The organism is Nocardia brasiliensis, assembly GCF_042691675.1.
In the GTDB taxonomy this organism is placed as follows: Bacteria; Actinomycetota; Actinomycetes; order Mycobacteriales; family Mycobacteriaceae; genus Nocardia; species Nocardia brasiliensis_D.
This window is the reverse complement of record NZ_CP170507.1, coordinates 937,606-960,846: the sequence shown is the minus strand read 5'-3', so window position 1 is coordinate 960,846 and position 23,241 is coordinate 937,606. Positions and strand designations below refer to the sequence as shown.

General features: G+C 68.3%; 22 protein-coding genes. 13 read left to right on the top strand and 9 right to left on the bottom strand.

Annotated elements, in window-relative coordinates; genetic code table 11:
• Positions 1–115 precede the first annotated feature (115 nt).
• The 5 genes from ACFK0J_RS04865 to ACFK0J_RS04845 all read left to right on the top strand — a co-directional run bounded on the left by ACFK0J_RS04865 (position 116) and on the right by ACFK0J_RS04845 (position 6,259).
• Positions 116–2,179 (top strand): AMP-binding protein, encoded by a 2,064-nt coding sequence (locus tag ACFK0J_RS04865; protein ID WP_378736952.1) that lies wholly within the window; start codon positions 116–118, stop codon positions 2,177–2,179.
• 213 nt (positions 2,180–2,392) lie between these two features.
• Complete coding sequence (locus ACFK0J_RS04860) at positions 2,393–2,779, top strand: hemophore-related protein (protein WP_378736950.1); 387 nt, start codon at positions 2,393–2,395, stop codon at positions 2,777–2,779.
• A 163-nt stretch (positions 2,780–2,942) separates the two neighbouring features.
• The gene (locus tag ACFK0J_RS04855; RefSeq protein ID WP_378736948.1) at positions 2,943–3,656 is read left to right on the top strand and encodes a response regulator transcription factor; all 714 of its coding nucleotides are present in this window, start codon (positions 2,943–2,945) and stop codon (positions 3,654–3,656) included.
• Positions 3,653–5,017, top strand: coding sequence for a sensor histidine kinase (locus ACFK0J_RS04850; RefSeq protein WP_378736946.1), 1,365 nt, complete (start codon positions 3,653–3,655; stop codon positions 5,015–5,017). Before ACFK0J_RS04855 ends, ACFK0J_RS04850 begins: the two co-directional genes overlap by 4 nt.
• A gap of 72 nt (positions 5,018–5,089) precedes the next feature.
• Positions 5,090–6,259, top strand: a complete 1,170-nt coding sequence (locus tag ACFK0J_RS04845; RefSeq protein WP_378736944.1) for a hypothetical protein — start codon at positions 5,090–5,092, stop codon at positions 6,257–6,259.
• A 199-nt stretch (positions 6,260–6,458) separates the two neighbouring features.
• Here the strand turns inward: ACFK0J_RS04845 and ACFK0J_RS04840 are convergent, their stop codons facing one another.
• The 4 genes from ACFK0J_RS04840 to pdxH form a co-directional block, all read right to left on the bottom strand.
• Positions 6,459–6,818: an FKBP-type peptidyl-prolyl cis-trans isomerase gene (locus tag ACFK0J_RS04840; RefSeq protein ID WP_378736942.1), complete on the bottom strand. Its 360-nt coding sequence runs from the start codon at positions 6,816–6,818 to the stop codon at positions 6,459–6,461.
• A gap of 42 nt (positions 6,819–6,860) precedes the next feature.
• A complete protein-coding gene (locus ACFK0J_RS04835; protein WP_378736940.1) occupies positions 6,861–8,174 on the bottom strand; it encodes a citrate synthase in 1,314 nt (437 codons plus the stop codon).
• 189 nt (positions 8,175–8,363) lie between these two features.
• Positions 8,364–9,647 carry an MFS transporter gene (locus tag ACFK0J_RS04830; protein WP_378736938.1) on the bottom strand — a complete coding sequence of 428 codons (1,284 nt, stop codon included), beginning with the start codon at positions 9,645–9,647 and terminating at the stop codon, positions 8,364–8,366.
• Between the two features lie 70 nt (positions 9,648–9,717).
• Complete coding sequence (gene pdxH / locus ACFK0J_RS04825) at positions 9,718–10,446, bottom strand: pyridoxamine 5'-phosphate oxidase (protein ID WP_378736936.1); 729 nt, start codon at positions 10,444–10,446, stop codon at positions 9,718–9,720.
• An 85-nt stretch (positions 10,447–10,531) separates the two neighbouring features.
• Between pdxH and ACFK0J_RS04820 the strand changes: the two genes are divergently transcribed.
• Together ACFK0J_RS04820 and ACFK0J_RS04815 are read left to right on the top strand one after the other, a co-directional pair.
• A complete protein-coding gene (locus ACFK0J_RS04820; RefSeq protein ID WP_378736934.1) occupies positions 10,532–11,680 on the top strand; it encodes a citrate synthase 2 in 1,149 nt (382 codons plus the stop codon).
• Between the two features lie 99 nt (positions 11,681–11,779).
• Complete coding sequence (locus ACFK0J_RS04815; RefSeq protein ID WP_378736931.1) at positions 11,780–12,673, top strand: polysaccharide deacetylase family protein; 894 nt, start codon at positions 11,780–11,782, stop codon at positions 12,671–12,673.
• Positions 12,674–12,711: 38 nt separating this feature from the next.
• Here the strand turns inward: ACFK0J_RS04815 and ACFK0J_RS04810 are convergent, their stop codons facing one another.
• On the bottom strand, positions 12,712–13,383 hold the full coding sequence (locus tag ACFK0J_RS04810; protein WP_378736929.1) for a hypothetical protein: 672 nt from the start codon (positions 13,381–13,383) through the stop codon (positions 12,712–12,714).
• A 168-nt stretch (positions 13,384–13,551) separates the two neighbouring features.
• On the opposite strand from ACFK0J_RS04810, the gene serC reads away from it, so the two are divergent.
• The 3 genes from serC to ACFK0J_RS04795 all read left to right on the top strand — a co-directional run bounded on the left by serC (position 13,552) and on the right by ACFK0J_RS04795 (position 17,319).
• Positions 13,552–14,676, top strand: coding sequence for a phosphoserine transaminase (serC, locus tag ACFK0J_RS04805; protein WP_378736927.1), 1,125 nt, complete (start codon positions 13,552–13,554; stop codon positions 14,674–14,676).
• 376 nt (positions 14,677–15,052) lie between these two features.
• On the top strand, positions 15,053–16,108 hold the full coding sequence (gene sepH, locus ACFK0J_RS04800; protein WP_378736925.1) for a septation protein SepH: 1,056 nt from the start codon (positions 15,053–15,055) through the stop codon (positions 16,106–16,108).
• 467 nt (positions 16,109–16,575) lie between these two features.
• Positions 16,576–17,319: a DUF6928 family protein gene (locus ACFK0J_RS04795; protein ID WP_378736923.1), complete on the top strand. Its 744-nt coding sequence runs from the start codon at positions 16,576–16,578 to the stop codon at positions 17,317–17,319.
• On the opposite strand, the gene ACFK0J_RS04790 is transcribed toward ACFK0J_RS04795, so the two are convergent.
• Both ACFK0J_RS04790 and ACFK0J_RS04785 read right to left on the bottom strand, forming a co-directional pair.
• A complete protein-coding gene (locus ACFK0J_RS04790; protein ID WP_378736921.1) occupies positions 17,320–17,604 on the bottom strand; it encodes a DUF2537 domain-containing protein in 285 nt (94 codons plus the stop codon).
• Positions 17,601–18,401, bottom strand: a complete 801-nt coding sequence (locus ACFK0J_RS04785) for a TrmH family RNA methyltransferase (RefSeq protein WP_378736919.1) — start codon at positions 18,399–18,401, stop codon at positions 17,601–17,603. The genes ACFK0J_RS04790 and ACFK0J_RS04785 overlap by 4 nt, the downstream gene beginning before the upstream one ends.
• Before the next feature lie 181 nt (positions 18,402–18,582).
• Between ACFK0J_RS04785 and ACFK0J_RS04780 the strand changes: the two genes are divergently transcribed.
• Positions 18,583–19,788: a GNAT family N-acetyltransferase gene (locus tag ACFK0J_RS04780; RefSeq protein ID WP_378736917.1), complete on the top strand. Its 1,206-nt coding sequence runs from the start codon at positions 18,583–18,585 to the stop codon at positions 19,786–19,788.
• A gap of 93 nt (positions 19,789–19,881) precedes the next feature.
• Positions 19,882–20,283, top strand: coding sequence for a YccF domain-containing protein (locus ACFK0J_RS04775; RefSeq protein ID WP_218473537.1), 402 nt, complete (start codon positions 19,882–19,884; stop codon positions 20,281–20,283).
• A 72-nt stretch (positions 20,284–20,355) separates the two neighbouring features.
• On the opposite strand, the gene ACFK0J_RS04770 is transcribed toward ACFK0J_RS04775, so the two are convergent.
• Positions 20,356–20,793: a MarR family winged helix-turn-helix transcriptional regulator gene (locus ACFK0J_RS04770; RefSeq protein WP_218473535.1), complete on the bottom strand. Its 438-nt coding sequence runs from the start codon at positions 20,791–20,793 to the stop codon at positions 20,356–20,358.
• Between the two features lie 62 nt (positions 20,794–20,855).
• Between ACFK0J_RS04770 and ACFK0J_RS04765 the strand changes: the two genes are divergently transcribed.
• Positions 20,856–21,095, top strand: a complete 240-nt coding sequence (locus tag ACFK0J_RS04765; RefSeq protein ID WP_378736915.1) for a DUF2530 domain-containing protein — start codon at positions 20,856–20,858, stop codon at positions 21,093–21,095.
• A gap of 14 nt (positions 21,096–21,109) precedes the next feature.
• Here the strand turns inward: ACFK0J_RS04765 and ACFK0J_RS04760 are convergent, their stop codons facing one another.
• Positions 21,110–23,167 (bottom strand): neutral/alkaline ceramidase, encoded by a 2,058-nt coding sequence (locus ACFK0J_RS04760; protein ID WP_378736913.1) that lies wholly within the window; start codon positions 23,165–23,167, stop codon positions 21,110–21,112.
• Between the last annotated feature and the right edge of the window lie 74 nt (positions 23,168–23,241).

The window sequence follows — 23,241 nt, the reverse complement described above, 5'->3', positions numbered from 1 at the left end:
CCCGTTCCAGGCAAAACCAATGGTCACAACACCCACCCGGGCGTCGCGTGAAGTCTGCCACAATCAACCAGATCTATCGAGGCGGGCATCGAGGCGAGGCTAGGGAGTCACGGGTTTGAACGTGCGGCACGAGTACCGACCGGTCTATCAGACCAGCTTGGTCGACCCCGCCGAGTTCTGGGCCGGGGCGGCTGAAGCGATCGACTGGGCGGTCCCGCCAACCCAGATCCTGGACCCCGCCGCACGCCCGGTGGCCAGGTGGTTCACCGACGCTCGCCTCAACACCTCCTTCAATGCCCTCGACCGGCATGTGCACGGTGGCACGGCGGCGGAGGGGGGCCTCGCGGATCAGCCCGCCTTAATATACGACTCCGCTATGACCGGCGCCAGAGGCGTTTTCACCTACGCCGAACTGCTGGAAAAGGTTGCCAGGTTCGCCGGCGCGATGGCCGAGCTCGGCGTCTCCGCGGGCGACCGCGTGGTCATCTACCTGCCGATGATCCCCGAAGCGGTGATCGCCATGCTGGCCTGCGCGCGGATCGGCGCGGTGCATTCGGTGGTGTTCGGCGGCTTCGCGGCACCCGAGCTCGCCGCCCGCATCGACGACGCCGAGCCAGTGTTGATCATCACAGCATCGGGTGGACTGGAACCGGGCAAACAGCTCGAATATCCGCCGATTGTGTTGCAGGCGTTGGACCTCGCCGAGACCACCGCGCCACGCACGGTGATCGTGAAGCAGCGGCCGCAGTTCCCGACGATCCACTTCCCCGCGCCGCAGGCCGCGACCGAATCGCTGCCGAGTTCCACGCAGACGATTGCGGCGCAATGGCTCGATTGGGACGACGCCGTCCGAGATGCGCCACAGGCCGAGCCGGTCTCGGTCGCCGCGACCGATCCGCTCTACATCCTTTACACCTCGGGTACCACCGGGAAACCGAAGGGCGTGGTCCGGGACAACGGCGGACACGCGGTTGCCCTCGCCTGGTCCATGCGCAACATCTACGACGTAGGCGTGGGCCAGGTGATGTGGGCCGCCTCCGATGTTGGCTGGGTTGTCGGCCACTCCTACATCGTCTACGCGCCATTGCTGGTCGGCGCGACAACGCTGCTGTACGAAGGCAAACCGATCGGCACGCCGGACGCGGGCGCCTACTGGCGGGTGGTCGCCGAACACGGGGTGCGGGTGCTGTTCACCGCGCCGACCGCGCTGCGCGCCATTCGCAAGGCCGACCCGGACGCCGCGCTGGCCCACGGGTACGACCTGTCGTCGCTGCGCGCGCTGTTCTGCGCGGGTGAACGACTAGACCCGGCCACCTACGCCTGGGCCGACGAAGTCCTGCTCGCCGAGCGATCGGACTGCCCCGTGGTCGACCACTGGTGGCAGACCGAGACCGGCTGGCCGATCTGCGCGAATCCGCTTGGCCTGCAACAACTTCCGGTCAAGGCGGGTTCCGCATCGGTGCCGGTACCCGGTTACCGGCTGCGCGTGCTCGACTCCGAGGGCAACGCGGTGGCGCCGAATACCGAGGGCAACATCGTGATCGGGCTACCGCTGCCGCCCGGCACGCTCACCGGGCTGTGGAATGACGACGAGCGCTACAAGCGCTCATACCTGTCCGCCTACCCCGGCCACTACCTCACCGGCGACTCCGGGTACTTCGACGAAGACGGCTACCTCTACGTGCTCGGCCGCAGCGACGATGTGATCAATATGGCCGGGCACCGGTTGTCCGCGGGCAGCATCGAGGCGGCCATCGCGGGGCATCCCGCGGTCGCCGAGTGCGCGGTGATCGGCCTGCCCGATGAACTGAAGGGGCACCGGCCGCTGGCGTATGTGGTGCTCAAGTCGGGGGTGGAGGTGGACCCCGGGCAGTTGCGCGATGAGCTGATCGAGCGGGTGCGTGCGCAGATCGGCGCGATCGCCACGCTGCACGATGCGGTCATCGTGTCCGCGCTGCCGAAGACCAGGTCCGGCAAGATCCTGCGCAAGACGATCCGGCAGATCACCTCCGGCGATCAGTACGAGGTGCCGTCCACCATCGAGGACCCCGCCGTGCTGGAGGCGTTGGAATCGCAGATTCGGGCAGCTAGGCCGCCGCGCGAAGAACCGGTTGCGGAGAACCCGGACCAGGTGGTCGCGCAGGACGTGGACGCCAGTCCCGCCTCGCCACGTAGTTAGGCGTCGGCTCCCGGCGGCACGATATGGGCAGGTCAGCCCGTACCGGTGAGTTGCCCATGTGCTCACGAGATCGGTTGTCCTACTGGATATTTCCGCTGTGCCTCGCCGCATCGGGGACGACTGCTCAGAGATTCCTTAGGGAACGTTCAAACGGGTGCCAGTGGGGCAGCCTAGCGTCGAGTCCACAATCGCTCGACAATCTGGAGGCACACCATGAAGCGTTCCGTAGCCCGTCCTGCCGTCGCCGCACTCGCCGCGGGCGGACTGGCCACCGTGGCCGTCTTCCTCAGCCCGGCGCTGGCCGCCGCCGACCCGATGCGACTCGCCGAGCCGTTGCTGAACTCCGACTGTTCGTTTGCTCAGGTCGACGCCGCGCTGCACGACAAGGCACCGCAGCTGGCCGCCGTGCTCGACGCCAACCCGACGCAGAAGGCCGAACTGCAGCGCAGGTTCGATCAGCCGGTCGAGCAGCGCCGCGCGCAACTACAGCAGGCCATCGATGAGAACCCGGACGCCGTCCAGCAGGCCCAGAACGACCCGCGCTACGCGCAACTGCGCGACACCATCCAGATCGTCGCCGACAGCTGCCAGAACTACTGAGTGGCCTGACATCGCGGCAGTCGTTCAGACCGGCTGATCTCGTGAGCACCTGGGTAACTCGCCGGGTACCGGCTGACCTGCCTGTTACCTCACCGCCGGGCGCCAACGCCACGGTCGCGACACACGAGTCTGGCTCGAAGTCGCGGAGAGGCGGGGGAGCACAATGAACGATGTGGCGCCTAATTCGATCCCGACCGTCCTCGTCGTCGATGACGACGAGGACGTGCTCGCTTCGGTCGAGCGTGGGCTGCGACTGTCCGGGTTCCATGTGCTGGTCGCACGGGATGGGGCGCAGGCACTGCGCAGCGTCAACGAGCATGCGCCGGATGCCATCGTGCTCGATATGAACATGCCGGTGCTCGATGGCGCGGGGGTGGTGACCGCCTTGCGCGCGATGGGCAATGAGGTGCCGATCTGTGTGCTCAGCGCGCGGGCCTCGGTGGACGATCGGATCTCCGGGCTGGAGTCCGGCGCGGACGACTATCTGGTGAAGCCGTTCGTGCTGGCCGAACTCGTCGCGCGGATCCGGGCGCTGCTGCGCAGGCGGACCGATACCCAGTCGCCCGCTACGCCGGGCGCGATCACGGTCGGTCCGCTCGAGGTGGACGTCGCCGGATATCGAGCCTTGCTCAACGGACGCGAAATCGAGCTCACCAAGCGGGAATTCGAGCTGCTGTCCACGCTGGCGCGCAATGTCGGCGTGGTGCTGAGCCGGGAGCGCCTGCTGGAACTGGTGTGGGGCTACGACTTCGCCGCCGACACCAATGTGGTGGACGTCTTCGTCGGCTATCTGCGGCGCAAACTGGAGGTGGACGGCGCGCCCCGGCTGCTGCACACGATCCGCGGGGTCGGGTTCGTGCTGCGGGCGCCCAAATGACCCAGGCCGCACCGAAAACCCGGCGGCGCCGGGCGTTTTCGCTGCGCACCCGGGTCGCGGGCGCGGCGGCGGCGGGCGCGATCGTGATTGTCTCGGTGATCAGCGTGATCAGTATTCGCGCGATCGAACGCAACAATGTGCAGCAATCCGATCAGCAGCTCGCGATCGCCGCGCGCATCGTGTTGATCGAACCGGTCATCGCCGTGCGGTTCGTCAGCCTGACGGGACTCAACAACGACATGGCCGTCACCGTCCGGGACAACGGCAATGTCACGGCGAGCACCCCGACCCAATTGCCCGAGCTGGCACCGGGTTCGCGGACCGTCCCGGTCGGCGGCACGCCCTATCGCATTCTTTCCACAACCGAGAATCAGCCTGCGGGCCGGGTGGTTTCGATCGGCATCCCCGCCGCCTCGGCCGCCGAGGCGACCGCCGAGCAGCAGCGCTGGGTGCTCGGCGGCGCGCTGCTGGCCATCGCCGCGGCGGCGGCTCTGGGGTGGCTGCTGGCCGGACGTGCGGTGCGCCCGATCGTGCGGCTCACCCGGCAGGTGGGCGCGCGCAGCGGCTTGCCGGACCCGCAGAATCCGCCGACGCCGGTGGACGGCTCGGGCGTGCGGGAGGCGGAAAAGCTGGCAGACGCGGTGAATACGATGCTGCAACGGGTGGACCAGGCGCAGTCGGCGACCGCGGCGGCACTGGAGACCGCGCGCGATTTCGCCGCCGTCTCCGCGCACGAACTGCGCACTCCGCTCACCGCCATGCGCACCGATCTGGAGGTACTGCGCACCCTCGACCTGGACGAGGCACAGCGCGCGGAGATCCTCGGCGACCTGCAACGCAGCCAAGGCCGGGTCGAGACCACCCTCGCGGCACTGGAGCGGCTCGCCACCGGCGATCTGACCAACGAACGCGACCATGTCGCGACCGACGTCGGCGACCTGTGCGATCAGGCCGCGCACGACGCCATGCGCCACTTCCCCGGCCTGGTCGTCCGCATCGACAGCGACGCCGAACTCGTCACCCGCGGGCTGCCCGCCGGGCTGCGTCTCGCGGTGGACAACGCGCTGGCCAATTCGGTCAAGCACGGCCGCGCCACCCAGGCCCTCGTCTCCGCGCACCGAGCGCCGAACGGCCACATCGTGATCACCATCGATGACAACGGCCGCGGCATCCCCCCACACGAGCGCCAAGCCGTGTTCGACCGGTTCTTCCGCGGCAGCCAGGCCAGCAAGGGCGGCTCCGGCCTCGGCCTCGCCCTGGTCGCCCAGCAGGCCCAACTACATGGCGGCCGAGCCTATTTCGACGACGGCACGCTGGGCGGCATCCGCCTCGTCCTCGACCTCCCCGACCGCACCGCCTGACCACCGGGTCCTTAGCGAACTCTCATAGAAACGCCAGGGGCGGGGTTGGAGTGGGGTCCTAGGGTTTGGCTGGTGATTGGGAAACGCGCCCGGTGGGCACTTCTTGCCGTTGGTCTTGTTGCCGCGGGCGCGCTCGGCGCCGGGATTACCGCATGCGGTCGCTCGGATGGCGGGCCGACAGGTATTGCGCTGGTCAATGCCGATGCGGGGCCTACGGGGGCGCGGGTGGTGCAGGCGCTGAAAGAAGCGGGCGGGTACGAGTGGGCCGCTGTCAAAGCGGACGAGGCCAGTACCGATGACTATGCGGCGGTGATCACCCTGCCTGCCGATCTCACCGAATCCATGGGCACCCTGGCCGGTCCGCAGCCGCGCCGGGCGAAGGTCACCGTGGCGGCGAACAAGGATGCCGACGCCGAGTTGGTGAACGGCGCGGTATCCGAGGTGACGCACCGGGTCGGTGCGTCGGGTGTCGACGCGGCGCTGGCCGCGGTCGGTCAGGCGCGTAGCCAGATGTCGCAGGTGCAGTTCACCGCACAGTTGCTGAAGGCCGGGGTGAACACGGCCGCCGCGGGCACCGAACAGTTCAGCTCGGGTGCCGATCAGCTGCTCGGTTTCCTGAACTTCGCCAAAGAGGGTTCCGCACAACTGACTTCGGCCATCACGCTGCTCAACTCGACCGTCGATGGTGCCGCCGAGCAGGCGAATCAGCTTGCCGCCGCCCTGGATTCGACCGGCATAACAATCGCGCAGGTGGAGCAGACAGCGAACACGGTCAGCTCCGGCCTGGATCAAGTCCTGCCGTTGCTGCGGGCACTACCCTTCGCCAACGATCCAGCACTGGCCGACATCATCAAGAAACTCGAAGCACTGCAAGGCATTTCCGGCCAAGCGGGATCCCAGCTCACCGGCCTCGGCTCCCTCGTCGGCGGCGCAGTCGACCCGAACACCGACCTCGGCACCCTACTCCGCACCGTAGTCAACCGATTGACCAGCGCCAGTGCGCAATTGAACGAGGGCGCGAAGCTAGCCGAGGGCCTGCCGAAGCTAGCCGATGAGGGCGGCGCCCAATTGGTCAGCGCCATCACCCAACTCACCGGCGGCGTAACCCAACTACAAACCATCGTCAACAACCTGAGCACACAGACCGACAAGGCCGTCGCAGCCCTCCCCCAACGCAGCTCAGCCCAGCAGTCCGCCCTCGCCCTAGCACTCACCGACCCAGTAGAAATAGTCCGCCAGTAGCCCGACAGTGGCCCGTATCCCGTCGGTACGGAACACGATCCACCAATCCAACCACCACAGCGCGAGTCTTACGAGCGCCGTTCGCGGCCCGTCTCGCTTCCGAGTGGCCGAAGCGCATGCGCCGCAGGCGCGAGTCTCGGCCGCTCGGAAGCGAGACTTCCCGGGGCCGCGAACCCGCCGCGGCCACGCGGCCAAAAATCTAGCTGGCGTCCAGTAGGTCGATCACGAAGACCAGCGTCTTGCCCGCGAGTGCATGCCCCGCACCGGCCGGACCATAGGCCAGCTCCGGCGGGATGGTGAGCTGCCGACGGCCGCCGACCTTCATGCCGGGGATGCCGTCTTGCCAGCCCTGGATCAGGCCGCGCAGCGGGAAGGTGAGGGCTTCGCCGCGGTTCCACGAGGAGTCGAATTCTTCACCGGTTTCGAACTCCACGCCGACGTAGTGCACCTCGACGTTGCCGCCGGGCACGGCTTCCTTGCCTTCGCCTTTGATGATGTCCTTGATCACCAGCTCGGCGGGCGCGGGCCCGCCCTGGAACTCGATCTCCGGCTTGGTCATTCGGCTATCCCCTTCGATAGGTGATGGTGAGTAATGGTGAAACTAACGGTTGGTGATCTCGCGGTAGTCGCGGGCGCCGTAGCCGGTGTAGATCTGCCGCGGTCGGCCGATCTTCAGTGGCTCGCTGTGCATTTCGCGCCAGTGCGCGATCCAGCCCGGCAGTCGGCCCATGGCGAACAGCACGGTGAACATGCGGGTGGGGAAGCCCATGGCCCGGTAGATGACGCCGGTGTAGAAGTCGACGTTCGGGTAGAGGCGGCGCTCGATGAAGTAGTCGTCGGTGAGTGCGGCCTCTTCGAGCGCCTTGGCGATATCGAACAGCTGGTCGTCGCCGCCGAGCTTGCTGAGGATGGCGTCGGCGTGCTTCTTGGCGATCGAGGCGCGCGGGTCGTAGTTGCGGTAGACGCGGTGCCCGAAGCCCATGAGCTTCACGCCGTCTTCCTTGTTCTTGACCTTGCGGATGAATTCCTTGACGTCGCCGCCGTTGGCCTTGATGTCGTCGAGCATTTCCAGCACGGCCTGGTTCGCGCCGCCGTGCAGCGGGCCCCAGAGGGCGTTGATGCCGCCGGATACCGAGGTGAACAGGTTGGCGTCGGAGGAGCCGACCAGCCGGACCGTCGAGGTGGAGCAGTTCTGCTCGTGGTCGGCGTGCAGGATCAGCAGCATGTCCAGCGCGGCGGCCACGTCGGGGTCGACCTCGTACGGCTCGGCCGGGAACCCGAAGGTCATCCGCAGGAAGTTCTCCACCAGGCTCAGCGAGTTGTCCGGGTAGAGGAACGGCTGGCCGACCGACTTCTTGTACGAGTAGGCCGCGATGGTGGGCAGCTTGGCCAGTAGTCGGATGGTGGACAGCTCGACCTGTTCGGGGTCGCGCGGGTCCAGCGAGTCCTGGTAGTAGGCCGACAGCGCGTTCACCGCGGAGGAGAGCACCGGCATCGGGTGCGCGTTGCGCGGGAAGCCGTCGAAGAAGCGCTTCAGGTCCTCGTGCAGCAGGGTGTGCCTGCGGATCCGGTCGGTGAAGTCTTCCAGCTGGGTTTGCGAGGGCAGCTCGCCGTAGATCAGCAGGTAGCTGACCTCGATGAAGGTCGAGGACTCGGCCAGCTGGTCGATCGGGTAGCCGCGGTAGCGCAGGATGCCCGCTTCACCGTCGATGTAGGTGATCGCCGACTTGGTCGGGGCGGTGTTCATGAAGCCCGGGTCGTAGGTGACGTACCCGGTGCTGGCCAGCAGCTTTCCCAGCTCGATTCCGTCGTTGCCCTCGGCGGCTTTGGTGACCGTCATCGGGAATTCCCCGCCGGGATAGGAAAGGACCGGCTTGGCGTCTTCGTCGACGTTGATGATGTTCTCAGCGGGCACGGAAGGATCCCTCTCAGGCTAGAACCGTAGGCACCGTCGCGGTCGGCGCACGATGCACTTGTCTCAACGCTAGACGTTCACCGACGCGGACAACCACGGAGGGTAGTCCTGCGCGGCCTCACAAACACCTCGTGGCCAAGTGAGGTCGGAACGGCTCGCCGAACAGCAGTTGCCGGATATTCGCAGGCCTCATCGTGCCACTATTTCCGCATGTGCGCGGCCTACCCGGTATCGCACGAATGCCGGGAATGCCACGGCGGCGATCACCACACCGATCACCACCAGCCCACCGCCCCCGGCCGCAGCGACAGCGGTACCCAGACCGGCCGCCGCGAAACCGTGGGCAACATCACCGATTCGCGGCCCACCTGCGACAACCACGATGAACACGCCCTGCAATCGGCCGCGCATCTCGTCGGTGGCGACCTGCTGCAGCATGGTCACCCGCAACGCGGCCGAGATCATGTCCACCGCGCCGCCGAAGGCCGAGCAGAGCAGCGCGAGCCACAGCCCCACGCCGAGGCCGAGGCCGTGCCCGGTGAATCCGACGGCCACGCCGAAGCCGACCATCGCCAGACCCCACAGCACGATGCAGACGAGCACGGCCAGGCCTTGGCGCCGGATCCGCGGGATCCAGCCGGAGAACACCCCGCCGAGCACCGCGCCCGCCGACATGGAAGCGAACAGCAGACCGAGCGCGACACCGCCGGTGGCCGGGTCGCCGAAGGTCTCGTGCGCGATCTGCGGGAACAGCGCGCGCGGCATGCCGAACACCATCGCGATCACGTCCACCGCGAACGAGGCGAGCAGCACCCGCTGCGTCGCCAGATAGCCGAAACCGTCGAGCACGGTGCGGAATCCGGCCTTGCGCGCGGACCCGGTCGGCGGCAGCGCGGGCAGCCGCCACACCGCCCACACGGTGGCGAGCAGTGCGATGGAGTCGATCAGATAGAGGGTGGCCAGCCCGACCACCGGGATCAGCGCGCCGGCCAGCACCGGTCCGGCGATGGCGCCGAACTGCATCACCGTCATGCTGAGCGAATTGGCCGCGGCGAGTTGGTCTTCCGGCAGCAGGCGCGGAATCGTCGCGCTGCGCGTCGGCTGGTTCACCGCGAAAAACGCCTGCTGCACCGCGAACAGACCGAGCACCACCCACACGTTGTCCAGGCCCGCGGCGGCCTGCGCCCAGAACGCCACCGCGGTGAGACCGGTGCCCGCATTGGTGATGAGCATCAGCTTGCGCCGGTCCATCACATCCGCGAGCGCGCCGCCCCAGAGCCCGAACACGATCAGCGGCACCAGGCCGAAAAGACCTGCCAGGCCGACGTATCCGGAGCTGCCGGTGATCTGGAAGATCTGCTGCGGCACCGCGACGATGGACAGCTGCGCACCGATCATGGTGACGATGCCCGAGGTCCACAGACGGCGGAAGTCGCGATGTCGCAGTGGTGCGGTGTCGGCGAGCACTCTCACCGGCGGGAGCGTAGCCAGTAGCAGCCGTTCGGCTCGACCGGATATTCATCACCCGCCGGTCGGGAATATCTCAGGGCTGTAGTCGCTGCACCTTCATCGCACCGTCGGCGATGAGTACCTGAATCCGGTTGTGCAGTCGGCCGCGGCGGCCCTGCCAGAACTCCACCTCGTCGGGGCGCAGCAGGAAGCCACCCCAGTGCGGCGGCACCGGAATCTCGTCGACATCGTCGAAGCGCGCGATCGTCTCGGCCATCGTGCGGTCCAGCTCGGCGCGCGACCCGATCGGCGCGGACTGCCGCGAAGCCCAGGCGCCGAGTTGCGAGTCACGCGGGCGGGAGCGCCAGTAGACCGCGGTCGTCTCGGCGGGGACCCGCTCGATCGCGCCGCGCACGTGCACCTGCCTGCCGAGCGCGGGCCAGACGAAGGTGGCGGCGGCGAACGGGACCGACGCGAGCTGGCGGCCCTTGGCCGAGTCGTAGTTCGTGTAAAAAGTCACACCCTCGGGGGAAAGACCTTTACAGAGGACGGTCCTGGCGACCGGTCGCGGATGCCCGTCGGCGAGTGACACGGTGGCCAGCACCATCGCGTTCGGCTCGGCGACACCGACCGCGGTCGCTTGCTCGATCCAGTGGCGCAGCAACGGCTCCCAGCCGCCGGCCAGCCAGGTTTCGTCCAGATCGACGTCTTCGCCGCTACCGAACGGGGCACCGCCGTACTCGGCGCGCATGCCCGCGAGGTCGGTGAGCGGCAGGGATTCGGCCGTTTCCTGGCCGCCGGGTGAATTGTCCAGGTCACGCATGGGCCAGACGTTACTCCGGGGTAGCAAGGAGCTAAGGTTTTGGTGATCGGCATGTGCTCGGCGAAGTGCAAGGAGAAGTCACAACATGACTACCAGCCCCGCGGCGCCCACTGGGCAGACCGCCGTACCCAGCGATTTCGTCAGCGGCCTGGAGGGCGTGGTGGCTTTCACCACCGATATCGCCGAACCCGACAAGGATGGTGGCGCGCTGCGCTACCGCGGCGTCGATATCGAGCACCTGGTCGAGGGCCAGGTGACCTTCGGCGATGTGTGGGCGCTGCTGGTGGACGGCGAGTTCGGTCGCGGGCTGCCGCCCGCCGAGCCCTTCCCGCTGCCCGTGCACACCGGTGACGTGCGCGTCGACGTGCAGGCGGGGCTGGCCATGCTCGCCCCGATCTGGGGTTACCAGCCGCTGCTCGACATCGACGACGAGACCGCGCGGGACAACCTGGCGCGCGCCTCGGTGATGGCGCTGTCCTATGTCGCGCAGTCCGCGCGCGGCATCTACCAGCCCGCGGTCCCGCAGAAGAAGATCGACGAGTGCGCCACGGTCACCGAGCGGTTCATGACCCGCTGGAAGGGCGACCCGGACCCGAAGCACACCGAGGCCATCGACGCCTACTGGGTGTCGGCCGCCGAGCACGGCATGAACGCCTCCACCTTCACCGCGCGGGTGATCGCCTCCACCGGCGCCGACGTCGCCGCCTCGCTGTCCGGCGCGATCGGCGCGATGTCCGGTCCGCTGCACGGTGGTGCGCCCGCCCGGGTGCTGCCGATGATCGAAGAGGTGGAAAAGACCGGCGACGCGCGGGCTTTGGTCAAGGGCATCCTGGACCGCAAGGAAAAGCTGATGGGCTTCGGGCACCGGGTGTACCGGGCCGAGGACCCGCGCGCCCGCGTGTTGCGCGCCACCGCCCAGCGGCTCGCCGCGCCGCGCTACGAGGTGGCCGCCGCGCTGGAGCAGGCCGCGCTCGCCGAGTTGCGCGAGCGTCGTCCGGACCGGGCGATCGAGACCAATGTCGAGTTCTGGGCCGCGGTGATTCTCGACTTCGCCGAGGTGCCCGCGCACATGATGCCCGCCATGTTCACCTGTGGCCGCACCGCCGGTTGGTGTGCGCACATCCTCGAGCAGAAGCAACTCGGCAAGCTGGTTCGCCCGGCCGCCATCTACACCGGACCGGCGCCGCGCCGACCGGAGGAAGTCGCGGGCTGGGCCAGCGTCGCCCACGCGTAATTCCGTCGAAAAGTAGCTGTACCGCGAGCCGGATGTCCCGCACCACTGGGGCATTCGGCTCGCGCCGCGTCCGGACGACGTCGGAAGGGTAGCTAACGGATGCTGGAAAAACGAGTGTCGCGGCGGCAGGTGTTCGGCATCGGCGCCGCGCTGGCCGCCGGGTTCGCCCCCACCGGATGCGGCACCCCGGAGAGCACTGTCGCGACCGACCAGCCGAGTTCGACGACCGCCGCGGCCTCGACCACCGGCGATCCAGTCATGGTTTCCCAGCCCGCGCCGCCACCGCCGCCACCCCCGCCGGACAACTCCCCCGCCGCGGTGGTCGCCAGGCACGCGGCCGCACAACCGCAGCGGTGGGGCCCGGAAATGCCCGGCATCACCAGCACTTTCGCGGCCACCGGCAAGCAGCTGGCGCTGACCTTCGACGCGTGCGGCGGGCCGGGCAACAACGACATCGACGAGTCGCTGGTGCATTTCCTGATCACCCAGCAGATTCCGGCCACCTTGTTCCTGAACAAACGCTGGATCGACGCCAACCCGGCACGGGCCGCCCAGCTAGGCGCGAATCCGCTGTTCGAGCTGGCCAATCACGGTGTGGCGCACAAGCCGCTGTCGGTGACCGGGCGCGCCGCCTACGGCATCGCGGGGACCGGTTCGGCGCAGGAAGCGGCGGACGAGGTCTGGGCCAACCACGAGCGGCTGACCGAACTGCTCGGCAGGCCGCCCCGCTTCTTCCGGGCGGGCACGGCGCACTACGACGATGTCGCGGTCGCCATCGTGCACGAGTTGGGGGAAATTCCGGTCGGTTTCAGCATCAATGCCGATTACGGCGCGACCGCCAGCGCCGCCAAGGTGCGCTCCGCGATGAACGCCGCCGCACCGGGGGCCATCTCGCTCGCCCACCTGCACCGCCCGCAAGCGGGTACCGGCGCGGGCATGATCGCCGTTCTGCCCACCCTCCGCGCCATGGGCTTCACCTTCGTCCACCTCTGAACCGCGGCGCACGTCGGCACCGCGGGAGGCGAACGCGCTCAGTCCTCGCCGAGCGAGGCGGGCCAGTCGACGGCCACCGATTCGCCGTGGTCGACGGTGAAGAAGGCGACCTCGAGGTGCTGGCCGAGGTCGACCAGGCCGATCGCGGCCAGTGGTACCGGTTGGACGAGGCGGACGTGCCACGGGGCCGGCTCGTCCCAGGCGCGCAATTCCAGGTCGAGGCGCAGCACCGGGTCGTCGTGGCCGGAGTAGTCCGCCGCGACCGGGGTCGCGGCGAGCACCGTGGCGTCGGCCCGGCGGCCGTCGGACAGGATCTTCGAGATGCTGGCCCGGCCGGTCTCCGCGAAATCGGGCACGTACAGCACCAACCGATCCCGGTCACCCGGATCGATCCGGCAGCACACCACATCGCCGGGCTGCATCCACTCCAGGTTCGCCTCGGATACCCGCTGCCGCACCCGGGCCTCGTAGGGCGGCATTCCCTCGACCTGGACCCGCACCCAGAACACGTGCCCCGCCGCCACACCGTCCGCGTCCGGCTCCGTCGCCTTCGAACTCGGCCGCACCCCGAGGACCGTCGCCGACCCAAGAGTTCCGCGCAGCAGCAACTCTCGGCGCGCCGCATCGGACATCGCGGTGATCCGCAACCCGAAGGTCCGTGGTCGCCGACCGAGCAATCGCCACCCCGAATTAGCCGACGCCATGTTCATGGGCGCAAAGGGTAGCTGGCGTGTGGTCGAGGACACAGCAATACCACCGCAACCCGACCGGACCATGATCGAATCGGCGACGCCGGCCCGCGCGGCCGCTCGTGGCCGAGGGCACAGCTGCCGACCCGCACGAACCGGGCTGGTCCGACACGCTTTACCCTGTTCGGCATGACCACTGCGTTCCCGACGATTCCCGACGACCTCAAGCCCGCCGACGGACGGTTCGGTTGTGGCCCCTCCAAGGTGCGACCGGAGCAGTTGCAGTCTCTGGTGAATGTCGGCGCCTCGGTGTTCGGAACAAGTCATCGGCAGAAGCCGGTGAAAGATGTGGTCGCGCGGGTGCGTTCGGGCCTACGCGAACTGTTCGGGCTGCCCGACGGTTACGAGGTGGTACTCGGCAACGGCGGGACGACGGCGTTCTGGGACGCCGCCGCATTCGGTCTGATCCGCGAGCGTTCACTGCACCTGACCAACGGTGAGTTCAGCTCGAAGTTCGCCACCGTCGCCAAGGGCAACCCGTTCATCGGCGACCCGATCATCGTCTCGGCCGAGCCGGGCAGCGCGCCGGAGCCGGTCTCGGATCCGTCGGTCGACCTGATCGGCTGGGCGCACAACGAAACCTCCACCGGTGTCGCCATTCCGGTGCAGCGCCCGGCGGGTTCGGAGAACGCGCTGATCGCCATCGACGCCACCTCGGGCGCGGGCGGGCTGCCGGTGAACATCACCGACGCCGACGTCTACTACTTCGCCCCGCAGAAGTGCTTCGCCGCCGACGGCGGCCTGTGGGTCGCGCTGATGAGCCCGGCCGCGCTGGCCCGGGTCGAGGAGATCAAGGGTTCGGGCCGCTGGACCCCCGAGTTCCTCTCGCTGCCGATCGCGATCGACAACAGCACCAAGGACCAGACCTACAACACCCCCGCGCTGGCCACCCTGCTGCTGTTCGCCGACCAGATCGAATGGCTCAACGGCAACGGCGGCCTGGACTGGGCGGTCAAGCGCACCCTCGATTCGTCCTCGCGCCTGTACAACTGGGCCGAGTCCAGCGAATACGCCACCCCCTACGTCACCGACCCCGCGCACCGCTCCCAGGTAGTCGGCACCATCGACTTCGCCGACACCGTCGACGCCGCCGCCGTCGCGAAGATCCTGCGCGCCAACGGCATCGTCGACACCGAGCCCTACCGCAAACTGGGCCGCAACCAACTCCGCGTCGGCATGTTCCCCGCCATCGACCCGGAGGACGTCACCCAGCTCACCCGCAGCATCGACTGGGTAGTCCAGAACCTGGGCTGACCGCCCCGAAGAACCACACTTGGGCGAGTCGCGAACGGACCGTTCGCGACTCGCCCAAACCTGCAAATACCTCGAGTGACATCGGCCACTCTCCCCCGCCACCACAGCGCGAGTCTTACGAGCGCCGTTCGCGGCCCGTCTCGCGTCCGAGTGGCCGAAGCGCACGCGACAAAGTCGCAAGTCTCGGCCGCTCGGACGCGAGACTTCCAGGGGCCGCGAACACGCCGCGGCCACGCGGCCAATAGAGCAGATTAGCGGGGCGCGTCAGTGTCCGAAGTGATTTCCGCCCCGCGTGTCTGGCCCCACGGATCCCAGAAGTGCACTACTGTTTCGGAAAGTGGGCGGTGTCGCGAGTCGACGCGGTAAGGAGGTAACGGTGCGTGAACTTCGAGTGATCGGGGTGACGCCCGACTCCACGCACATCGTGTGTATCGACACCGAGTCCGGAGCGAAGTACCGGCTTCCCGCCGATGACAAGCTACGAGCCGCAGCACGCGGAGACCTTGCCCGATTCGGCCAGATCGAGATCGAAATGGAAGCAACTATGCGTCCTCGCGATATTCAGGCTCGTATCCGTGCAGGCGCCTCTGTCGACCAGGTCACCGAAGAATCCGGGATGCCCGCCAGCCGCGTCGAGCGGTTCGCCTACCCGGTGTTGCTGGAACGTGCCCGTGCGGCCGAACTCGCGCAGAAGGCGCATCCTGTTCGCCCCGACGGCCCCGCCGTGGAAACCCTCATCGATGTTGTCACCGCCGCTTTCACCGAGCGTGGCCACAATATCGAGGGCGCGGAATGGGATGCCTGGAAGGACGAGAAGGGCTTCTGGGTCGCCCAATTGCAGTGGCAGAACGGGCGTTCCGAAATCGCGGCGCACTGGCGTTACCAGCCGGACGCGCACGGTGGTTCGGTTTCGCCGCTCGACGACCCGGCCTCCGATCTGATCGATCCCGACTTCGGCCGCGCGCTACGCGGCCTGGCGACCATCCTGCCCGCCGAGCCCGAGGCGCCCGCGCCGCAGCCGGAGCCCGCGGTCGAGCCACGGCCGACGCCCCCTGCCGCGCCGCCCGCGCGCACCACCGCACGGCAGCAGAGCCAGCCGACGCTGGACGAGTACTACGAACAGCGTGCCGTCGCGGCCGGTGGTGCGGGTACGCCCGCTATTACCGCGGGCGCGAGCGCGACCCCTACTGCCGCAACCACCGCGACGCCCACCGCGGCGAATCCGGCACCGAGCACGCCCGCACCGGCCCCCGCCACTCCTGCGGACACCGCCCCGCCCGCGCCCGCCGCGTCGACGAAGCAGGCCGCCGAGGAACCGGCCAAGCCCGCCAATGGCAAGGCGCCCGCCAAGCAGGCCCGCACCAAGCGCGGCAAGGCTCCGATGCCGTCCTGGGAGGACGTCCTGCTCGGGGTGCGCAGCTCAGGCCACTGAGGCTGGGTTAGTCCGCCGCGCTCACCCGCCTCTCCGCGTATTCGGGCCCGACATAGGCGCGTTGACGGCTGACGGTGATGTGATTGACGGGTTGGCCCATCCCCGACGAGTTACCCAAGTGCTTACGAAATCAGTTGGCACGCTGGGGATCCGCTGTCGGCCGCGCGACAGGTCCGATGGCCCTTCGACTCCCCGCTCCGGCTGTGTCCGCAGCTATTCGGCACTAGGCATTTCGCCTGCGGTCGGGTTCGCCGCGGCTGCGGTGGCCGCCGATTCTCAGGCTCGCTGGCGTGTTCAGGGGCGGAAGGTCCGCCGAGAGCGGTCCGGGGCGAGTAGATTTTTTGGTGTGTTGTCGACTGCGTGCGACGGCGTCCTGCGGTTCACGAACGCGGTGAATTGTTCGACACCGCAGTGCGTTGCTCGGAGTTCGCGGAGCTGATTCGTGCAACCATCGGGAGGTGCCGGAAATGCTATCGAAAGCTTCGTCCCTCTGGTATGTCGACGCACCCGATCCGTTGACGGTACTGCGTGCCAATCATGATCCGGATCCCGATGCCGCACTGGCGCTTGCGAAACAGCTGTACAGCGACCGGGACGTGCTGCCGATCATGGTCGGCACCCTGGCCGGCTGTGCGGGTCCCGACCTCGACGAGGTCTACATTGGTTGCTACCCGGGCGTGACGGTGGTGTGTTCGGCGCAGGCCGCCCGCATCCACCCGACCGAGCTGCCGGAATTGCTGGTCCGTCCGTTGGCCTCCGAGCACACCTACCTGGTGTCGTTCGATACCGCGCACGGCTGGGGCGCGTTCGCCCATTGGGAGCGCGGCGAATTCCGCAGGGCATTCAGTTCCAGCCGGGTGAACATTCTGGAGGACGAGGGCTTGCCGCTGGTCTGGGAACGCCCGTACTGGGCGGGCGAACATCCGGTGCGCTGGCAGGCCGGGGAACTGCCCGACCCGCAGACGCTGCCGTTCGACCCACCCGATTTCGCCGACGCGGCGAACAACGAATGGCTCGGCTTCCACTACCGCGCGCCGGCCGCCGAGGGCGCACTGGTACCCGGTGACGTCGCGGTGTGCGGGTTCACGTTGTATCCGAAAGGCCAAGCGCCCGACCCGGCCACCCTCATCCCACCGGAGCACGAGCCGGACAGCGCTCGACCCAAACGCGGCCTGTTCGGGTGGCTGCGCGGGCACGACCGCGTCTCCTGATCAAGCTGCCAGCCCGGTCGTCAGCAACGCCAGCCAGCCGAGCAGCACGCCCGCCGCGCTACCGCCGACCACCCATCGGGTCACCGGCGCCCACCGCATCCGCCAGGCGGTCGGTGCGGCACCGCCCGCCGCGACCAGGTTCACCGCCACCGCGACCAGCGGATGCACCTCGGCGAGCGCGCGGCCGAAGGCGAACACCGCGACAGCGACCAGCAGCGCGACCATGCTCGCGACGGTGATGCCCGCGCCCCACGGGGTCGGGTCATGGTGCGGCGAATAACTCACGTCCGCACCCGCTCATAGAACGCCATCGCGGCCGCGGTGGCCACGTTGAGCGAGTCGGTGCCCGGCGACATCGGAATGCGCGCCCGCACGTCGGTGGCTCGCATCGCGTCCTCAGTCAACCCCGGTCCTTCGGCGCCGAGCAATAGCGCCACCCGCTCCCCCGTCATCGCCGTGGCCAGCCGCACCGCCGCCGGGTTCGGCGTGAGCGCGATGATCTGGAACCCCTTGCGGCGCAGTATATCCAGACCTTCCGGCCAATCGGGTACCGAAGCGAACGGCACCCGCAGCACGTGGCCCATCGACACCCGCACCGCCCGGCGGTACAGCGGGTCGGCGCACCGATCCCCGAACAGAATCGCCGCCGCCCCCAGCCCCGCCGCGTTGCGGAACATCGAACCGAGATTCTCGTGATCGTTGACGCCCTCCAGCACGGCCACCGTCCTGGCCCGTTCGAGCACCTCGTCCAGGGTGAGCGGCGCGGGCCGCGGCGCCACCGCGAGCACGCCGCGGTTGAGATGGAACCCGACCACCTCCGCCATCACCTCGGCAGACGCGCGGTAGTACGGCACCTCGACACCGGCCAGCTCGTCCGCCAGCTCCAGCCGCCGCTTCTCCACGCCGAGCAATGCCGTCGGCGCGAACCGGGAGTCCAGCATCCGCTGTACGACCACCACGCCCTCGGCGATCACCAAGCCCTTACGTCCCGGCAGATCGGGTCGGCGGTCCGCGGACTTGAGGTCACGGAAGTCATCGACCCGCGGATCGGCGGGGTCGTCGATATCGATCACTTCGGCCACCGCTACATCCTGCCGGTTGGCGTCGCACCGTGTGGCGACCGGTGTTCGCTGCGCCGGTGCGAAGCCGCTCCACCCGCACCGCATCCGCCGCCGCGGCACACCGAACGGGGAAAGTACTGGTAGCGCGCACGCGGCGGTAATTCGAATGCGGCGCGGCGGGACGGCGTGCGAAGGTCGAGCGATGACGTTGACGAACGGCATCACTATTCGATCCGCCACCCCCGATGACTCGCCCGCGATCCGGACGCTGATGGCGACCTCCTTCGGCGGTCGACCGGACGACGACGAGATCGCCCGTATTCGGCAGCTGTTTCCGGTAGCGAACGCGATCGTCGCGGTCGACGGTGCGCGGGTCGTCGGACATGTGCAATCCAGGACGATGACGGTGACCGTGCCGGGTGAGCGGACGGTCGACGCCTGCGGGATCTCGGCGGTCGGGGTGGCGCCGACCCATCGGCGGCGCGGCATCCTGCGCGCGATGTACACCGAGCAGCATCGGCGCACCGAGGCCGCCGTTTTGCCGCTGACCATCTTCACCGCCAGCGAGGGCACCATCTACGGGCGATTCGGTTACGGCCCGACGGTGCGGGAGAACTCGGTCACCATCGACCGCCGCTTCGCCGAATTCCTGCCGTCCGCACCGGATCCGGGTGGGGTGGAACTGGCCGCACCGGACGAGGTCATCGATCACATCAAGACCGTCTACGACCGGTGGCGCAGGCTAGTGCCCGGTGTGCAGGTGCGCCCGGAGGCCTCGTGGGCCGCGCGGTTCGCCGATCCGGAGCGCGCCCGTGGCGGTGGCACAAGCCTTTTCGCGTTCACCCACCCGGACGGCTATGCGCTGTACCGGTATCACTATCGGGAAACCGGCATGACCGTCGACGTGGTGGAGCTGCGGGCGGTCACCACCGAAGCCCATGCCGCACTGTGGCGGGCGCTGCTCGGGCTGGATCTGGTCACCGAAGTGGCCGCCATCCTCAGCGACAACGATCCGCTGCCCTATCTGTTGACCAACACCCGCCTGGTCCGCACCAAGGCACGTAATGACGGACTGTGGTTGCGGCTCATGGACATTCCCGCGGCGCTCTCGGCTCGCTCGTACCAGCGCGACCTCGATCTCGTTCTCGCGGTGACCGATCCGTTCCGCGACGCAGGGGGCACCTTCGCCCTCACGATCCGCGACGGCGTCGCCGAATGCACACCGACCACCCGCGCGCCGGACATCGAACTGGGCATCGACGTACTCGGCAGCATGTACCTCGGCGCCTACCCGGCCCGGGTATTCGCCGCCGCCAACCGCCTGCAAACCAAAGCCCCCAGCCACCTCCGCCCGCTGGAAGAGGCCTTCGCCACCGACCGCGACGCCGTCCTGGGCTGGTTCTTCTGATCCGACCGTCGAGTGGCGCGGCCATGCGCCACTCGGCGGGATGTGATGGAGGAGAAATGTCCGGATCAGCGGGCGGCTGGCATGCTGGTTGGCATGAAGCCGATTCAGCTCGTTCTCAACATCCTCTGGCTGGTGTTCGTCGGGTTCTGGATGGCACTGGGTTACATCCTGGCCGGGATCATCTGCTGCATCCTGATCATCACCATCCCGTGGGGGATCGCGTCGTTCCGGATCGCCGCGTACGCGCTGTGGCCGTTCGGCCGGACCACGGTGGAGAAGCCGGGCGCGGGCACGGGGTCGCTGATCGGCAACATCATCTGGGTCGTCGTCGCGGGCTGGTGGCTCGCGCTCGGGCACCTGCTGACCAGCATTCCGCTGTTCATCTCGATCATCGGAATCCCGTTCGGCTGGGCCAATTTGAAGCTGATCCCGCTCTCGCTGTTCCCGCTCGGCCGCGACATCGTCGACAGCGACCAGCCGTTCGGGGCGCGCTAGGCGAAGCCGACGGGGTGGGTGAACGCTAGGGGGATGGCAGGAGGCGAAGCCGACGGGGTGGGTGCATACGGTTCACTCGGATTCGGCGACGATCTGCTTCATGATGCCGACCGCGCGGGTGAGCACGGCGATCTGCTCCTCGGTGAGGTTGGAGAGCTGTTCGGTCATCCAGGCTTCGCGAGCATTGGTTTCGTCGGCGATGAGCGCGCAACCCGCGTCGGAGAGCGAGACGATGATCTGGCGCCCGTCGGTGGGATGCGGTTTGCGCTCGACCAAGCCCAGATCGGTTAGCGAGGCGATGACCCGGGTCATCGACGGCGGCTGGACGCGTTCCTTCGCGGCAAGCGCCCCGGGGGTCATCGCGCCGTCGCGAGACAGGGTCGCGAGGGCGGAGAGCTGGGTCAGCGAAATCTGGGCGTCGGCACGGCGACCGCGCAGATGACGCGTCAGTCGAACCACCGCCAGTGAGAGCTCACCAGCGAGGGCTCGGACATCGGATGGCGTTGTCACAGAGGTGAACGATACGGGACCGGTGCGCGTCGGACGCGTGTTCTCGCCCGTAGGCTATAGCTGTGACTCAGAAAGTGCCGCAGATCCCGCCGCGGCTGACCGATCCGCGCCCGGTGCTCGCGGTCGGCAGCGCGCTGTGGTTGCTCGCCACCGTGGTCGTCCTGGCCACCGGCGATCGCTGGGAATCAGTGCTGCCGGTTTGCCTGATGGGGATGGTGGTCGGCGTGCTCGCCCTCGGAATTTTTCTGGTCCAGCGGCGTGGCGCGCGCCGGGGCGACAAGGGGGCGCAGACGGGGCTGTGACGCCTCGGTAGGCGTCAGCGCACCTCGAAGTCGTTGGTAGTTCCGGTGAACGGGTGCAACGCGCCGTCGGGGCGCAGGCTGTCCGCGTAGTGCTGGAACCGATAGCGGCCCGGCGTGGCGTCGGCGGGGATGTCCCAGGTGAACCGCGCCACGGATTCCGCGGTTCCGCGCTTGCTCCAGTAGAACTTCACCGCCCACTCGCCCTCATTGGCCACCCGCACCCACGCCCCCGCCGCGTTCTGCCGCTGCACCTCCAGGAAGGTGCTGTTGCGGCGGGTGTTGTGTTTCGGGTGGGCGGAAACGAATTCGGCGGCGACCTGCGCCCCCGGCGGGTAGGCGGGCGCGGGTTGAGTGAGGACATCACCGAAGTCGCGACCGGGCGGGGTGGCGTCCGGGCCCGCTCCCGGCTGGAAGTTCGGCTGCAGGTTCGACACGTCGCGCGGGGCCGGACCGCGCGGGACGAGTTGGCGGGCGGCGAATGCCGTTGCCAGCCGGGTGAATTCCTGCTGGTAGGCGCAGAGTGTGTAGCGGCCGAACAGGGTCGAGGCGCCCTCGTACTGCTGCGAATCGTATTCCTCGGGGGTGGTGACGTATTCGTGGTAGGCGTTGGCGTAACCCTGCATGAGCACCTGCTCCAGCGGAACGCCGAGCGCGTCCGCGACGGCACGGCGCACGCGCAGCCCGGAGGTGATGGTGAATTCTCCGCCTGCCGCGGCCAAGTAGAGTTCGCCGATCCGAACCAGTTGAATCGGCAGCACATTCGGCACCCACGCCACCGGCGGCAGTAGGCCGAGCGGCGCGGCGATGGCCTTGGGCGCCTGGGCATCAGCGAGCCAGGCGGGCGCCGGCGCGGCGGGGTCGCCGAGCGCTTGGACGAACGGGTTGTGCACCCCTTCCGGGATGGGCACACCGGGCACGCCGGGTCCGTCCTCGATGCTGCCTGCGATGAGCGAGACGCCCGCGGCGGCGGGCGCGGTGCGCCTCGGCTGTCCGTCCGGGGTGAACCGGCCGTCCACGGCGATGTCCGCCAGGTCGATATAACAGAGCATCGCGTCGACCGGCCCGCTCATCGACCGGGCCTGGGCCAGCGCGGCTTTCGACGCCAGGTACTGGCGCTCGCCGATGATGCGGGTGTTCTCGAACTCGTCCTCGGTGGGACCGGAGCCGGGCCGCAGATTCAGGTTCGGGGACATGTCGCCCGCATTGGTCTGCGCGAAGGCGGCGACGAAATCCGGTGCGCCGTCGAGGTAACGGACACCGTATTCGATGTGCTCGTAGGAGAACGACGCGTAACCCTTGTTGTCGGCGCTGATCAGCCGGTTCGCATTGGTCATCGAGGTGTTGTGGGTGGCGAACCAGGTGATGGCGCCGACCTGCCGACCACCCTTGACGAGCGAAAGGACCGTCACCGCCGGGTCGATGGCCTCGGGGAAGTGTTGTTTGTCCGCAACCGGATTGCGCTCCCAGGCCACCCGCGACCGGTTGACACTCGCGGTGCGCAGCTCACCGCGACCCAGTGCGAGCGAACCGGGGCCGAGGTCGTCGTGGGCGGCCGCGATGGCCTCGACGATGCCGTCCACCTCCGCGTCGTACACCTGCTGTTGAAAACCCAAGATGGACAGGTTGTATGCGTAATCGTTGCTGGAACCGCCGCAGGTCGCGTGCGAGTGCGTCGAGGTGAGCAGCACGTTCTGCTCGGTGTACCGATCGCCGAACCGGCGGGCCAGCTCGGCGAGGACGCCGCGGTGGACGGACTGGAAAATCATGCCGTTGTCCGCGACAACGAACACGATGCGCTGCCCGGCGCTGCCGATGATGAAAGCCCTGGCCCGCGGGCGCAGGTGGATGCCGGCGGTCTGCTGTTCGAGCTGGGAATAGCCCATCATTCCGCATTCGGCGGCCGGGCCGGTGATGTCGGAAAGCCCGACACCGATCTCGTAGCCACCGGAACCGGGAGCGGCCGCCGCCCGCGCGCCGATCGTGCCGGACATCGCGGGCACCGCGGCCGCGGCGGCCAGCGTCGCCGAACTGACAACGGTTCGGGTAAGAACGGTTCTGCGCGACACCGACATACGCGTCTCCTTCGATCCTGATGGCAGCGAACCATACAACTGGTCACTCGTCCAGTCCAGATTTTTCGAGCGAC